This window comes from Limnoglobus sp. (assembly GCF_059499385.1).
Window position 1 is genome coordinate 53,261 of the sequence record NZ_JCABYM010000018.1, and the last position, 14,124, is coordinate 67,384.

The following is a 14,124-nucleotide window of genomic DNA, read 5'->3' on the forward strand; positions in this document are numbered from 1 at the left end:
AAGCGAAACAGCTTTCTACCGGGAAATGACACAGGGAACGGGGTCAGTGTCACGGGAAATGACACAGGTTTCGAGGGGCCAAGTGCGCGGGAACACACGCGAATTCCGCCCCTGTACTCTGGATCAGAAAGAGAAGAAAACAACAACACGGCGGTGGTGAAGGTTCAACGCGAGTGGGAGTCGTTCGCAGACGGCCGGGACGAGATGAACCTGGTCGAGTGCCCGCTGTCCTCGGTCGCCGACCGCTTCCTCGACGGCCGCAAGACGGTGGTCTTCCGCGACGAGGTGTTCGACCCGGAGCGAGGGGCCATGGTGAAGCGGGAACTCGCCGTCTCCGGCAGCGACCGATACGGCCTGCCCACGGCCCGCGACGAGGACGTGCTCCTCGCCTGCGTGCAACTCTCGGCGATCCAGAACTTTGCCAGCCGGGAGGTGCGGTTCAGCCGGTACGAGCTGCTGAAGCTGCTCCGCTGGGCGGACGAGGGGAAGAGCTACACCCGGCTGGCCACCGCCCTGCGGCGGTGGAAGGGGGTGACGGTCTACTCCGACCGGGCGTTCTACGATCACGCCAAGAAGAGCTGGGTGACGCGCGACTTCGGGGTGTTCGATTTCCTGGCCCTGTATGAGAAAGAAAGCTCGCAACGGGCCTCGGCCCCGTCGGTGTCAAAGTTCGTCTGGAACGACGTGTTCTTCGAGAGTTTTCAGGCCGGCTATCTAAAAAAGCTCGACTGGAACCTGTACTGCCAACTCCGCGACCCGGTGGCCAAGCGGCTGTACCGGCTGCTCGACAAGCGGTTCTACCGGGCGAGCGAAGTCACTTTCGACCTGCGGGAGTTGGCCGTCCGCAAGGTGCGGCTGTCCGACACCTACGACACCGCCCAGATGAAGCGGGCGTTGGCGGGCGGCATCCGCGAACTCGAAGCGGTGTGGGAACTGCACCCGCTGCCCACCGAGCAACGCTTCCGCAAGGTGAACCGCGGGCGGTGGCGGGTCATCTTCACGCGAAAGAAGTCTCGTGCGAATCCTTCAATCGCACCCGCACCCGCTTCAGACCTCGCCGCGAAACTGGTGCAGCACGGTGTCGTCGCCACCACGGCGGCGAAACTCGTCGAAGCACACCCGGCCGAGCGGGTCCAAACCGCGGTCGAACTGTACGACTGGTCGAGCCGGTCGGGGACGGCCCGCGGCCCCGGCTTCCTGGTCGATGCCGTCCGTCACCCCGACAAGTACCCGCTGCCGCCGGGGTTCGAGTCGTCGGCCCGGCGGCGGGAGCGGAAAGCCGCGTCAGAATCCCGAAACCGGGCGGAGCGGGAATTGCGGGCGCGGCGAGAGGCGAAGGAGCGGAACGAGGCGGAGGCCCGCTGGCGGGCGTTTACGGCCGTCTGGGAGGCGTGGCCGGCGGGCGAGCAGGCCGCGTTCGAGGGGGCGGCTCTCGCCGCCGCGGTGACGACCAAGCGGGACGGGTACCGTCGGCTGCAACCCGTCGGCGGCCCGCTGTTCGAGGACTACCGCCGGATCGTCCTGCTCGACCATTTCGAGCGAACCGGCGGCGGTCGCTGAACGCCGTCATTGCCTGGTACAACACGACCGCCGCCCGCGCGTCGTAGAGTGCCTCGTGCGACCGGTCAGTGTCGAAGGGTACTCCGAAATGCCGGCAGAGGGTGCCGAGCTTGTAGTCGGCCGGCGGGTCCAGGTGTGGGGCTTCGCGGAACAGCCACGCGGCGCGTTGCAACGTGCAGAGGGTGCGGAAATGCCCGGGCAGGAACAACCCGGCCCGGTCGAACCACGCCCGCAGCATCGCCCCGTCGAATTCGGCGTTGTGGGCGACCACCTGGGCCACCCGGTACGGGCGGCCCCGGACCGGCGTCACCAGCACCGTGGCGTGGCCGCGAAGGAACGTCCCGAACGCCTGCGCCACCTCGGCGGCCGGTCGCGCCTCGCGGCCCCACACCGCCGGGTCGAACCGGCTGTGCCGGACGGGTCGGGAGACCGACACCTTCGCCTCGAACGCGGCGAGTTCCCGCAAGCGGCCGGACACTGCGACGGCGGCCACCTGGATCACCGCCCACCCCGCGTCCGATTCGGCGGTCTCCACGTCTACGAACACGAGTCGGTCTGCGGCGATTCTCACACCCCCTCCGTCAAGATTGATTCCGACTGGGTAGCACGGCCTCGGACCGGATTGCAACCGTTCGGTAAGGTTCTGGTAATCTTCCGGGTCGTACGGTATGCACCCCGAAGTGGTCGGGAATCGGAGGCCCGGCCGCGGCTGTCGTTATCGTCAAACGTGTCGTTCGTCTGCGTGCGGTCTATCCCGTACGCAGCGGGCGGCAGCAGGACGCCACGCAGTCCACGACCACGCCCGGTAATCCCGGCCTCACCAGCCGGGGATAAGGGGACGGCCTCACCAGCCGTCGGGTGGTCGGCCCGTAGAGCCGGATGCACGGAGACGTGCTCGTCCGGTTCGACGGAGGCTCCAGTGAGTAATCCGATGCGGGGTCAAGCTGGCGTTGTAAGTCAGAAGACCCTGAGCCGAGTAATCCACTGGTTCGATCCGATGGCGTGCGTCCTCAAGAGTGGGGGCGACGCGGACAGACTCGACTTCGGTCGAGCCGTTGTCGTTCAAAGCGGGTGAGGCGGCCACAAGCCGCGTAATCCCGCCCGCGGGGGGTCGAGGTCACGCACCTCGTCCAACCCGGCCGGCGTGGGGAGTTCCGAGCCTGGCGACAGGCCGGACCGGGTCGGACCGACCCGGCGACCCTCGGCAAAACCGAGGGCGATGAACAGCTCAACCACGAAAGGCCCGCGAGGGCTTGCCGGTGAGTGCCGTGCGGAGACGGAGCCGAACCGCGAACGACTGACGCCGCAGGGTAAGGGGACGCTTCTACATTCGGTCCCCCGAAATCACGCCGTAACCCGGTGTGCAAACAGCGCCCGGCCCGGAAGGGCGGGGCGTGCGGCGGCGGTCCCACGGGGTAACACCCGTTAGCGACGTGACCCACGGTGCGAAGACGACGACTAACGCGGGAAAGGCTGCGGGAGCCGGGCTGGTCCCCGGTGCCTCGACCTGGTCATCGAGGTGCTTGAAACCCCGTAGTCCGGGAGAGTGGCCCGAGTAGGAGCCGACCGGGAGGTCGGGCGGTCGCCCTGCAAGGCAGTGGTGCGGCCGTTGGTGTGCTCACGGGTGGTGCCGGGCACAGAACCACGACGAAAGGGCTGACGGGCAGTATGGATTGGCGGAGTTGGCGTGCCGGCCGGCCGGGAGGAACCCGGCCGGGTCGGTCCCTGGCAAGGCGCGAGCGGTTCCACGAGAGCCGTCCGGGAGGACGGGTGTCTTGGAACGGCGAACCGGCGGCGGACGCCCGACGTGTATCCACATTTTGGGCGGACCGCCAGAGGTTGTCCGGGCTGACGGGCAGTATGGATTGGGCGGGGCGAACTGGAGGAATGTAGTTCGCCCCGCGGTCGGACGGCGAGCTTGCGTCGGACGTGCCTGGTACGCACGACGACGGTCGCCACCGCGAGATCGGTGCGTGTCGGTCCGGGTTGGTGCCGAGTCAGGTTTCGTGCGGCTTTCGGGGAGTTGTGCCGCGAACAACTCCCCATCCTTGAGGTGTTGTAATCAGCGGAGGCACATGCGGTATCGGGCCGAGGCGACGAGTGTGGAGGGGTTCGTGCAACAGATCGCGTGCTGCTACCTGCGGCACGGCTACATCTTTTATGTAACCGGCGTCGTGCCGGGGCACAAAGACCCGGCGGCGGTCGATGCGAAGTTGGTGGCCAAGTATGGCATCGCCGTGTCCGAGTCTACCCGGCTGCGGCGGAAGCGTGCGGGGCACGCCAATCTCCAACTCATCCGCCACGGGCGGTTCTTCGCGGTTCTGGCGACGAAGGGGGCGCATCCGTTCTTCGCGGAGGAAGGGGAGCGGGTGCGGGATGTCCGCCGGCACCCGATTACCTACGCCGGGTACTCCATCAGCTATCGCCGCGGCGGGCGGACGCGGGCCGGCCAACCCGACCCATCCTGGCACGCGCATGTGACCATCGAGCGGGCCGCGTACTTGGGGCTACGAGCCGCACTGCTGGACCGCGCCCACGACCGGGCCGCCGACCTGGCCGTCGCGTTCTATCATGTCCCGTTCGAGCGGTACGCCCCGGTCCGCCGCCAACTGCTGCTCCTGCTCCGACGGGTGAACGACGTGCGGAAGCAGGCCGGGCTGTCTTCCGTCCCGGTCGAGGTGTTGGGGCTGCGGCGGCGGATCGTCCGGCCGTTCGGGGACACGGCCCCGCCGGCGAGGGCGGCGTGACGGCCGGGTATGTGGTGTTGGGCGCGCTCGCGCTGGCTTACCCGGAGGCGGCCGGCGTCATCCTGCTCGTCCTGAACGCCCGCCGCCTCTGGCGGCTCTTGGCCGGATAATACCAACGACTCGTGAGCTACACGAATCCAGAGGATCGGCGATACGCGGTTGGTGCCTAAGCGCGCAGAGACGCCAAGCCCGCCAAGCCGTTTTGAGGGCAACCGGTGCTGTTGTTGGTCGTGCGTCGTAAACGACCGGCTGAGGATGATTCCCGATAACTCGCAGCGGAAGTCGTCCACCATCGCGTTCCCCGTTACTTGATAAATCTCCGGCTCGTCCGTGCTGGATCGCAGCTATCTCGTTCCCGCATCCCCGCCACGCCGACCGGCGTCGAGCGGCAGCCCGATAGCTCGAAGCAACTGCATCTGAGCCTGGTTGTATTCGACCACGCTCGTCAGGTACTGGGCCTGCGCGGCGGCGAGTGCCTGAACCGCCTGCTGCCCTTCGATGGCGCGCAGGTTGCCGCCGACGATCCCCTTGAAGTTCAACGGCAGCGCCTCGGCCGCGGCGGCGAGTTGGCGGCGGGCGGCCTCGATCTGGTCCCGGCGGGACTTCACCTGGCTGTGGGCGCGGGCGATCTCGGCCAGGATGTCGTCGTGCGTCTGCTCGGCCGTCAGGTTCGCCTGGGCGAGGAGGCTCGACCGCTCCCGCTGGAGGGCGCGGTTGCCGACGCCCAGGTTGCGGAACTCCCAGGCCAGCACCGCGTCGAAGTCCCCCCGGCCGCCGAACCGCCCGAACTCGTTCCCGGTCCCGCCCCCGAACCCGCCGGCGCTGTACCCGACCGCCACCGACGGCACCCACGGCCGCCACTTCTCTTGCCGCAGCCGCTCCAGGCTGGCTTTGACGAGAGCTTGATTCCGCGCCATCTCAGGCCGCTGCGTCAACCCTTGCTCGGCGAGCGCGAGGAAGGGGGTGTCGGGATCGACAAGGTCAATCGCGGCCGGCTGCGTTTCGGCGGTGACAAGTATGACCGCCGGGTCGAGGCGGAGCAACCGCCCGAGTTCGGCGGATGCGACCCGCACCCACTCCTCGGCGCGGCGGGACTGGCGTTCCCGGTCCGCGAGTTCGGCCGTCGCCCGTAGGCCGTCGGCCGGCAAGGTGGTGCCGGCCTTCACCCGGCTCTCGACAAGCCGAACCAGTTCCTTCGCGTTCGCCTCCGCGTCCCGAGCAATTCCGGCCTGCTGGTGGGCGGCCAACAGGTCCAGGTAGGCCAGCCCGACCCGGAGCAGGTTGTCGTTCAGGGCTGCGGCGGTATCGGCCCGGTTCGCGGCCACCTGTTGCCGCTCGGCCAGGCGGGTGAACACCGCGTCCGCCAGGGGTATGCCCATGAACAGGCGGGGCGGTGGCCCGGCCCCGCCGGGGAGCGGGAAGTTGCCGACCACCGGCCCGCCGCCGACGAACAGCGAGTCCCGCCGCACGTCCAGTATCTGCCCGGTCGTGTCCTGGATGCGGCCGGCGTGCGAGTTGTACCCGGCCCCGACGTTCACGCTCGGCAGCCAGAGGGCGTTCGCCCCGTCGAGCCGGGCCTCGGCCGCCCGGAGGCGCTCGGCCGCGAGGGCGATCTGGAGGTTGTTCGCCCCGGCCAGCCGCAGGGCGGTCGGCAGGTCGATCGGGCAGGACTCGGTCGGCGCGGGCAACGGCCCAGGCAGTTTGGCGACCGAACCGGGCACGGCGGCCGAATCCGCCTTCGGCTCGTCGTGGCGGACGGGTCGGATCGGCGACTTGGCCGGATTCGGAAGGGGAGAGACGGCGGCCGGCTGCGGCTTCGGGTTCAACCCGTAGTAGGCCGTCGTTTCCGCGGCGGGCGGACCGGCCGCCGGCCCCACGACTTCGCCAGTCCCAGTCGCGCAGCCGGCGAGCGTCAGGGCGAACAGGGCCGGGGGGAGCCATCGCCCGGAGCAACAATTCGGATTCCGTTCCATCGACTCGACCCCCGTCCGTGAGACGCCGCGCGGACACAACTTGTATCGGCCGCGCGGCCGGGGAACTTGCGAATCCTTCGCAAGCCTGGAAAACCAGTGAAGCTGGAGACGTGAGTCGGCTCGGGTCGCCACCGGCGACCGACACGCCTTGCTCGCCTACCAGCCTACTTCACGACTTCAACTGCTTGGCCGTCGCGGACGCCGTCCTTGCCGTCGGCGATCAGTGTCTCGTCGCCGGTCAGTCCGGCGGTCACCTGCACCCGGATGCCGTCGTTCAGCCCGACGGTCACGTCGCGGCGGACGGCCTTGCCGTTCTCGACGATCAGGACCGCCGGCTTCTCGCCCGCGATCAACACGCTCGCGGGGATCATCACCGCCCCTGGGTGGTCGGCGAGGGTGATCGCCACCGTTCCGAACTGCCCGGCCCGTAGCCCGGCTGGGAGCGCATCCGGCTCGACCTCGACCCGCATCGTCCGGGTCGATGAATCGAGCGCGTCGGCGAGCCGCATCACCCGGCCGGGGATCGTCTGCCCGCGGAGGGCGTCGATGCGGATCGCGGCCGGCTGACCGACGGTCACCGCCGCCGAGTCCGTCTCGGGAACGTCCGCGACCACCCGCACCCGGTCCACACGGGCCAGGGTGAACAGCGGCTTCGCCGGGGTCGTCGTGCCCGAGCGGACGAACGCCCCCCGGTCCACCGCCCGGCGGGTGATCACTCCGGCGAACTCGGCACGGACCTCGGTGTAGGCGTAGAGTGCCTGGGCCTGGCCGTGGGCGGCGGCGACCACCTTTGTGCGGGCAGTTGCCGCCTCGACGGCGGCTGCCGCCTCGACCCTCTTCGCCTCGGCGACGGCCAGGTCGGACTCGACGGACGCCAGGTTCGACTGGGCGGCGGCCTGGCCGGCGACCGCCGCCCGGTACTGGTTCGTCTTCTCGGCCGCCTGCTCCGGGGTGGCCGTCCGCTCGGCCGCCAGCCGCTCGTACCGCTGCGCCTCGCCCTGGCGGAACTTCACCTCCGCGTCCCACTTCGCCAAGTCGGCCTTGGCCTGGGTGATGCGGGTGGCCGCCGCCTTCGCCGCCGCGTCAGCCGACAGCTTCGCGGCCTCGGCCTGCTTCACCTCCGCGTTCGCCCGCTCGATCATCGCCCGCTTCTCGTTCACGTCCTGGCCCAACTCGGGGGCGGAGATGACCAAGAGTAGTTGCCCCTTCTCGACGCGGTCGCCGATGTCGATGTCCCGCTCCTTGCCGTCCGGTCCCTTCACCGGGCCGAGCCGGGCGACGTAGCCGGACAGGTTGGCATGAACGTCGATCTTCTCGAACGGCTCGACGTGGGCCGGCTGGGTTGTCACCCGTTTCAGGTGTTCGCGGACCGTGCGGACCGTGCGGACCCGCACCCCTTCGCCGGTCAGAGACGGTGCTGCCTGCACCGTCGCGGGGTGAGTCGGCTTCCCACGGTCGCACCCCACGCACAGGGTGGTGGCGAGCAGGATGACCAACCCGACCGCGGCGGTCCGGCCGGGGGCGGCCCGGTTTCCTCCAGCCGCGGCCTTCCGGCCCTTGAACAGGACGTACAGGCACGGGACGACGAACACCGTCAGCACCGTGGACACGCTCAGCCCGCCGATCACCGCGCGGGCGAGGGGCGTCGTCGCCTCCCCCTCGTGCAGGGCGAGCGGGAGTAACCCGACGACGGCGGCCAGGGCGGTCATCAGGATCGGCCGCAGCCGCACGGCGCTCGCCTCGAACACGGCGTCGCGGGGGGACAGCCCCTTCTCGGCCCGAAGGCGGTTGGCGAACTCGACGATCAGGATCGAGTTCGTGACCGAGATGCCCACCATGAAAATCACGCCGATGATCGACTGCACGTTGATGGTCGTCCCGGTCAAGAGCAGCACGGCGAACACCCCGATCAGCCCGAGCGGGACGGCGATGAGGACGATGAACGGGTCGAGGAACGAGCGGAACTGGGCGACCATCACCAGGTAGACGAGCAGCACAGCCAGGACCATGCCGAACCCCAGGCTGGTGAACGACTCCTTCGTCCGCGACACCTCGCCGCGGAGCTTGACGGCGTACCCGCCGAGCGACTCGCCCGGCTTCTTCGGGTCGGGCACCGACCAGACGCCCACCCCGCGAACGTCGGCCCCGCGCTTCCCCCACTTCGAGAGCACCCGCTCGATGTCGGCGGCGACCGACCCCACGTCCCGCCCCGGCCCGACGTTCGCGTACACGTTGATCACCCGCGCCAGCGAGACGTGGTTCGCCTCCACCGCCGAGGTGGTCAGCTTCGGGTCGGCCACCAGGTTCTGGAGTTGCACCGGCCCGGTCGCGTCCCGGCCGGTGATCGGCACCTGCTTCAGCGTCTCGAACGACTTGATGTCGGCCTCCTTGTAGGTGACGCCGACGAAGTAATGGTTGCCGCTCTTGTAGTCGAGCCAGAAGGCCGGGTCGAAGGTGGTCGAGCTGTTCAGCACGCTCATCAGGTTCTTGGCCGCGTCGTCCTGGGTGATGCCGGAGTAGGCCATCTTGGTGCGGTCCGGGTCGAGCTGGATGGTCGGGTAGTCGATCAACTCCTGCACCCGCACGTCCACCGCCCCCGGCACCTCCCGGCGGATCAGGTCGCGGAGTTCCTTGGCGATGCGGTACTGCTCCTTCATGTCCCGCCCCTCGACCTGCACGTTGATCGGGGCGGGCAGGCCGAAGTTGAGCGCCGCGGCGACCATGCCGCCGGTGTTGAACGCGAACTCGACGCCGGGAAACGTCTCGGCGAACCGGCCGCGGAGCCGGCTCGCGTACTCCTGGCTGGACACCTTCCGCTCGCCCTTCGGCTTGAGTTGCACCAGCACCGTCGCGTCCATCGGCCCGGAGTTGCTCGTGTACCCGGCGGGCCAGTCGTACAGCACGCCGATATCGACGACAATCATCTCTCGGTCGGCCTCCGGGATGACGGCCTTGATCTCCTGCTCGATCCGCTTGGTCAGCTCCTCGGTCTTCTCGATCCGGGTGCCCGACTCGGCCCGCACGTTGATGACGATCTGCCCGGCGTCGGTGACGGGGAACAGTTCCCGGCCGAGGAACGGGTAGATGAGGAACGACGCCCCGAACAGCCCGACCGCCCCCAGGACCGTCAGCCACCGGACGCGGAGGGCGACGCCGAGCAGCCACCGGTAGCCGGCGAGCAGCCGGGCGTACCCGGCCTCGAACACCCGGAACAGCCGGGCCGGCTTCTTGGCGTGGTCGTGGGCCTTCAGGAAATACGCGCAGTACGCCGGGGAGAGGGTGCGGGACAGCAGGTACGAGGCGAACATGGCGAACCCCACCGTCAGAGCCAGCGGGGTGAACAGGAACTTGCCGATGCCCGACAGGAACACCACCGGCAGGAACACCACCACGGTGGCGATGGTCGCCACGAGCACCGGCATGGCGATCTCGGCCGCGCTGTCCAGCGCCGCCCGGACCGGCGGCTTGCCCATAGCCAGGTGGCGGAACGTGTTCTCGATGTCCACGATCGGGTCGTCCACCAGCCGACCCATCACCAGCGCCAGCCCGCCCAGGGTCATGGCGTTGAGCGACTGCCCGGTGAAGTAGAGCGCGGCGATGGCGATCAGCGCCGACAGCGGGATGGTGAGGGCGATGACCACCGTGGACCGCACGCTGCCGATGAACACCAGCACCATGAGGCACGCGAGCACACCCCCTAATACACCCTCCCAGGCGAGGTTGCTGATCGCCTGGCGGACGAACACCGACTGGTCGGCCACCACGTCCAGGTTCAGCCCGGAGTCGGTCCGCCCCTCCTTCACCGGCAGCCGCGACTGGAACTCGGGGATGCGCTGCTTCACCCCGTCCACCGCCTCGATGGTGTTCGCCCCCGGCCGGCGGAAGATGGGGATGAACACCTGCCGCTTGCCCTCCCAACTCGGCCCGCGGCTGATCCGCACCACGTTCGTCTGGATGGCCGCCGTGTCCTTCACCTCGCCCACGTCGCTCACGTACACCGGCTTGCCGCCGTCCATCTTGACGACGACGTGGCTCAGGTCGTCCACCTTGTGGACCATGTTCGCCATGTCCACCATGTAGTCGCGGTCGCCGATCTTGGCGTTCCCGGTGGGGATCATTAGGTTGGCCCGCTTGATCGCCTGCTGCACGTCCATGAGGGACAGCCCGCGGGCCTGGAGTTTGACCGGGTCGAGGTAGACGTAGATGCGGCGGAGCTTGCCGCCGAACACCGCCGGGGCGACCACGCCCGGCGAGCCGGACAGCATGTTCCGCACGTTGAAGTAGGCCAGGTCGTAGCTCTCCTTCTCGTCCAGCACGTCGCTCGACGCGGCCAGCAGCGCCGTCGGCGTGGGGGCAGCCGGGTCGAACAGCATGACCATCGGCGGAACGGTGCCCGGCGGCAGGTAGTACAGGTCGCTCATGGCGTAGCTCGTCACCTGCGAGAACGCCGTGTTCGGGTCGATGTCGTCGCGGAAGTAGTCCTTGACGACGGAGACGCCCATCATCGTCCGGGACTCTTGATGGGCGATGCCTTCGGACTGGCCGGTCCACCGCTCGATGCGGTTGGTGATGTCCCGCTCCATGATCTCGGTCGGCATCCCCGGATAGAGCGTGAGCACCTGGACGGCCGGCGTCTTGAAGGACGGCAGGATGTCCACCGGGATCATGGTGATCGTGATCCCGCCGATGACCGCCGTGAGCAGGCAGAAGACGATCACCAGGTACGGGTTGAACACGGCCGTGCGGACGAGCCAGCCCGCGCGGCCGGACTCGGGTTCGGCCGGGGAGAGGGGGACCATCGCGGGTTCCGTCGTCGGTGCGTCCATGTCGCGTCCGCCTCAGTTGTGGTCCGGGTACGAGCCGTAGGCGTTCACCACCCGCTCCAGGGCGGGCGGGTCGGCCCGGCCGACGACGACGATGGCGTTCCGGTCGAACTCGCGGACGACCATCGCGTAGGGGCCGGCCGGCGAGTGCATCAGCCCCCGCTCGCGGAGGGCGGCGTGCTGGGCCGGGAAGGACGGCAGGGAATCGCGGGGCAGGACGAGGATGGACACCGGCACGTCCCCGACCGTCCCGCTCAGGTACGCGGCCGGCCGTCCCTCGACCTCCCGCACCCCGGCCCCGCGGACCGCGAACCCGGCGTCCTTCCGCGGCGGGCACCGCACCGGGAACGGCACCCGGCCCTTCAGGTACGCCTCGACCTCGCGGTCGTCGGTGCTGGCGAACTGGAGCGGCTCGCCCCCCGACTGGAGGCGGTCGTGCCAGGACGCCGAGACGGCGGCGAGATCGGCCGACGGGCCTCGGCGACCGAAGTGGCCCAGGCCGCCGACAAGCAGCAGAACCACAGCCGCGGCGGCAGCCACGCCGGAGAGCCAAAACCACGGCCGCACCGACCGCGGTTGCCGCAGTCCCGCCCCGACGAGCACCTTGCCCCACAGGGCCGCGTCGGCGGCGGGTTCGGCCAGTTTCTCGGCGACCAGCCCTTCGAGCCGGCTTTGCAGGTGGAACCACTCGGCGCACGCCGGGCAGCCGGCCAGGTGGTCCTCGACCTCCAGGTGGAGCCGGGCGTCCCCCTCGGAGTCGTGGTACAGGTGCCAGTGCTGTCGGGCTTCGGTGCAGGTCATGACTCACCTCGCTTCCGGGTCGCGTCGGCAGAGGGCGCGAGCGACGCCAAGTGCTCGCGGACGTGCTGGCGGGCGCGAGCCAGGCCGCTCATCACGGTCCCGATCGGCACGCCCAGGATGTCCGCCACCTCGCGGTACTTGAACTCGCCGACGGCGTGGAGCAAGAGGACCGACCGCTCCAGCGGCCGGAGCATTCGCACTCCCCCAGCCAGGTCGGCGTCGCACCGGTCCAGGACGACCTCCGGCGCGTCGAGCAGCAGCCGGTGGACCGGCAGCTCGTGCGGCGGCGACCAGTGGTCCGGGGCGGTCACGTCCGCGGGTTCGCCGTCCCCCTGGTGCTTGCGGTGGCGGCGGTTGGCGTTCTGGATTTCTCGGTGCAGGTAGCCAAACACCCAGGCCGGAAAGTTGGTCCCCTCGGCGTACAGGTCGAAGTCCCGGAAGGCGGTGGCGACGGCGGATTGCAGGATGTCGGGCACGGCGTCGGCGGAGTACGCCATGCGGCGGCAGTACCCCTCCAGCTTCCGCTGGAGCGGTTGCAGGTGTTCCAGGAAACGTTCCGCCTTCGCGGCCTTCGCCACGCGGCCACCTCCGGGGCAGAATCGCCGGCCGTACCCTTCTTGGTAATGTCCGACCCTGGCCGGATTATTCCGACGGGCACGACCATTCCGGCCCGCGAGCGGGGAAATGCGATGCCGGGCGGAAAGTCACGACGGGATCACGATCCCGACTTGAAATGCTCGTCCACCTGACGTTTGAGGTCTGCCTTCGTCGCGGCCGACAGCTTCGCCCAAGATGTGCGGGTGACGGCCCCGTGGAGGGCGTACAGCAAGTTGAGCGTGGCCTCCGGCCTCCGCTGCCGGACCATCAGGTACGCGGCGACGACCCCGACCTGTGTGAGGTCGTGGAGGGTCCGAATGCCCGCCTCGGCCAGCCAAGCCGCCGAGGTCGGGCCGAGGTTCGGAAGTTCGTCGGTCGGCGTGTCGTCATCGGTCATGGCGCAGGTCACACGAACTCGAAGGTGCCGTTCCGGTCGAGGAATCGACGAGCCTGGTGTGGGACATCAGTTTCCGGAAGAGGCGATGCGGCTCGTTCTGGTCGCGGATGCGGGCGTCTCGACGTTCATGTTCGTCACCGTTCGGACAGCGGATGGGAAAGAGGCTGGTTAGTAGTCGCCACTAAGAATCTCGCCGCCGTTGCGGCTGCACAGCGCGCGGTAGTTCTCGATGCTCACCGACGAAGAGACGAAGCGGGACGAGCCGTCCATATTGAGGAACTGTGCCCCCCCTTGGTGGCTGGAGAAGAAGCTGCCCGGACTGTTGTCCGGGTGGTTCGGCTGGAGCGACGTGATGCGGACGTGGACCAGAACCGCCGTCGGGGTGGCCCGCACCTGGAAGCTCGGTTGCGCCGGATTGTAGCGTGGTGCTGTCGGGGCGTAGACCGTCTCTTGCTGCCACACCGGGCCGACCCAACTGTTCGGCGAGAACCGGCTCGTCCGCTCGCCGACGCCGATTGTATTCGACGAGCCGTCGGTAATGTCCTCAACCCGCACTTTGCTGTTCCGGTGGAACACCCCGGTGAACGGCTGCTCCTCGTACCCGAGCGTCCCCAGGCACCCGGCGTAGCTCGACACACTCGCCTGTCCCAACACGGTCAGCGGGCTGGCCGGAGGCGGATAGTTGAAGGTGTTCGGCGGCGTCCAGGTGGTGTTCCCCGAGTCCGTGAGGTTGATGAGCCGCGGGGCGTCGTCACTCGGGCAGACGTAGACCGGCACGATGGTCTCCCGCCCGGCCTTGTTCGCCGGGTCGAGGATCGGCAGGTTCTGGTTGATGGTGCGGTGAAGGTTGTCCTGCTCGACATAAGGGAGGATGTGGTAGAAGAAGCTCCAGCCCGGCGTGAAATCCGACTGCCGGAGCAGGGTGTTCGGGGCCGTGCTGGCCGAGAAGCCCGCCGGAAAGTGGCCGTAGGCCGCGTGGTAACTGTGCAGGCCGAGGCCGATCTGCTTCAGGTTGTTCAGGCACTTCGCGCGGGCGGCGGCCTCGCGGACCTTCTGGACGGCGGGGAGGAGCAGGCCGATCAGGATCGCGATGATCGCGATCACCACCAACAACTCGATCAGCGTGAACCCGGCGAGGCGGGATTTTCTGGACCGGCACATCAGCTTCACCCGTGAGATAGGATGGGCGAACTCGGATTGTTAGTCTAGACTAATTAAATCAGTAG

8 protein-coding genes and 1 pseudogene are annotated in these 14,124 nt (G+C 68.8%); 2 read left to right on the forward strand and 7 right to left on the reverse strand.

The window, feature by feature from the left end; genetic code table 11:
• The first annotated feature begins 153 nt into the window (after positions 1-153).
• A complete protein-coding gene (locus AC5JJ2_RS03030; RefSeq protein WP_495856480.1) occupies positions 154-1,560 on the forward strand; it encodes a replication initiator protein A in 1,407 nt (468 codons plus the stop codon).
• A 28-nt stretch (positions 1,561-1,588) separates the two neighbouring features.
• On the opposite strand, the pseudogene AC5JJ2_RS03035 reads toward AC5JJ2_RS03030, so the two are convergent.
• Positions 1,589-2,131: pseudogene (locus tag AC5JJ2_RS03035) on the reverse strand (3'-5' exonuclease); the annotation flags it as partial.
• A gap of 1,504 nt (positions 2,132-3,635) precedes the next feature.
• On the opposite strand from AC5JJ2_RS03035, the gene AC5JJ2_RS03040 reads away from it, so the two are divergent.
• A complete protein-coding gene (locus AC5JJ2_RS03040; RefSeq protein ID WP_495856481.1) occupies positions 3,636-4,307 on the forward strand; it encodes a hypothetical protein in 672 nt (223 codons plus the stop codon).
• A gap of 344 nt (positions 4,308-4,651) precedes the next feature.
• Here the strand turns inward: AC5JJ2_RS03040 and AC5JJ2_RS03045 are convergent, their stop codons facing one another.
• The 6 genes from AC5JJ2_RS03045 to AC5JJ2_RS03070 form a co-directional block, all read right to left on the reverse strand.
• A complete protein-coding gene (locus AC5JJ2_RS03045; protein ID WP_495856482.1) occupies positions 4,652-6,280 on the reverse strand; it encodes a TolC family protein in 1,629 nt (542 codons plus the stop codon).
• Between the two features lie 164 nt (positions 6,281-6,444).
• Entirely contained in the window at positions 6,445-11,106 is a 4,662-nt protein-coding gene (locus AC5JJ2_RS03050; protein ID WP_495856483.1) for an efflux RND transporter permease subunit, read from the reverse strand.
• Between the two features lie 12 nt (positions 11,107-11,118).
• Complete coding sequence (locus tag AC5JJ2_RS03055; protein WP_495856484.1) at positions 11,119-11,904, reverse strand: anti-sigma factor family protein; 786 nt, start codon at positions 11,902-11,904, stop codon at positions 11,119-11,121.
• On the reverse strand, positions 11,901-12,482 hold the full coding sequence (locus tag AC5JJ2_RS03060) for an RNA polymerase sigma factor (RefSeq protein WP_495856485.1): 582 nt from the start codon (positions 12,480-12,482) through the stop codon (positions 11,901-11,903). Before AC5JJ2_RS03060 ends, AC5JJ2_RS03055 begins: the two co-directional genes overlap by 4 nt.
• 137 nt (positions 12,483-12,619) lie before the next feature.
• Positions 12,620-12,898 (reverse strand): TfoX/Sxy family protein, encoded by a 279-nt coding sequence (locus tag AC5JJ2_RS03065; RefSeq protein ID WP_495856486.1) that lies wholly within the window; start codon positions 12,896-12,898, stop codon positions 12,620-12,622.
• 168 nt (positions 12,899-13,066) lie between these two features.
• Positions 13,067-14,059, reverse strand: a complete 993-nt coding sequence (locus tag AC5JJ2_RS03070) for a DUF1559 domain-containing protein (protein ID WP_495856487.1) — start codon at positions 14,057-14,059, stop codon at positions 13,067-13,069.
• Between the last annotated feature and the right edge of the window lie 65 nt (positions 14,060-14,124).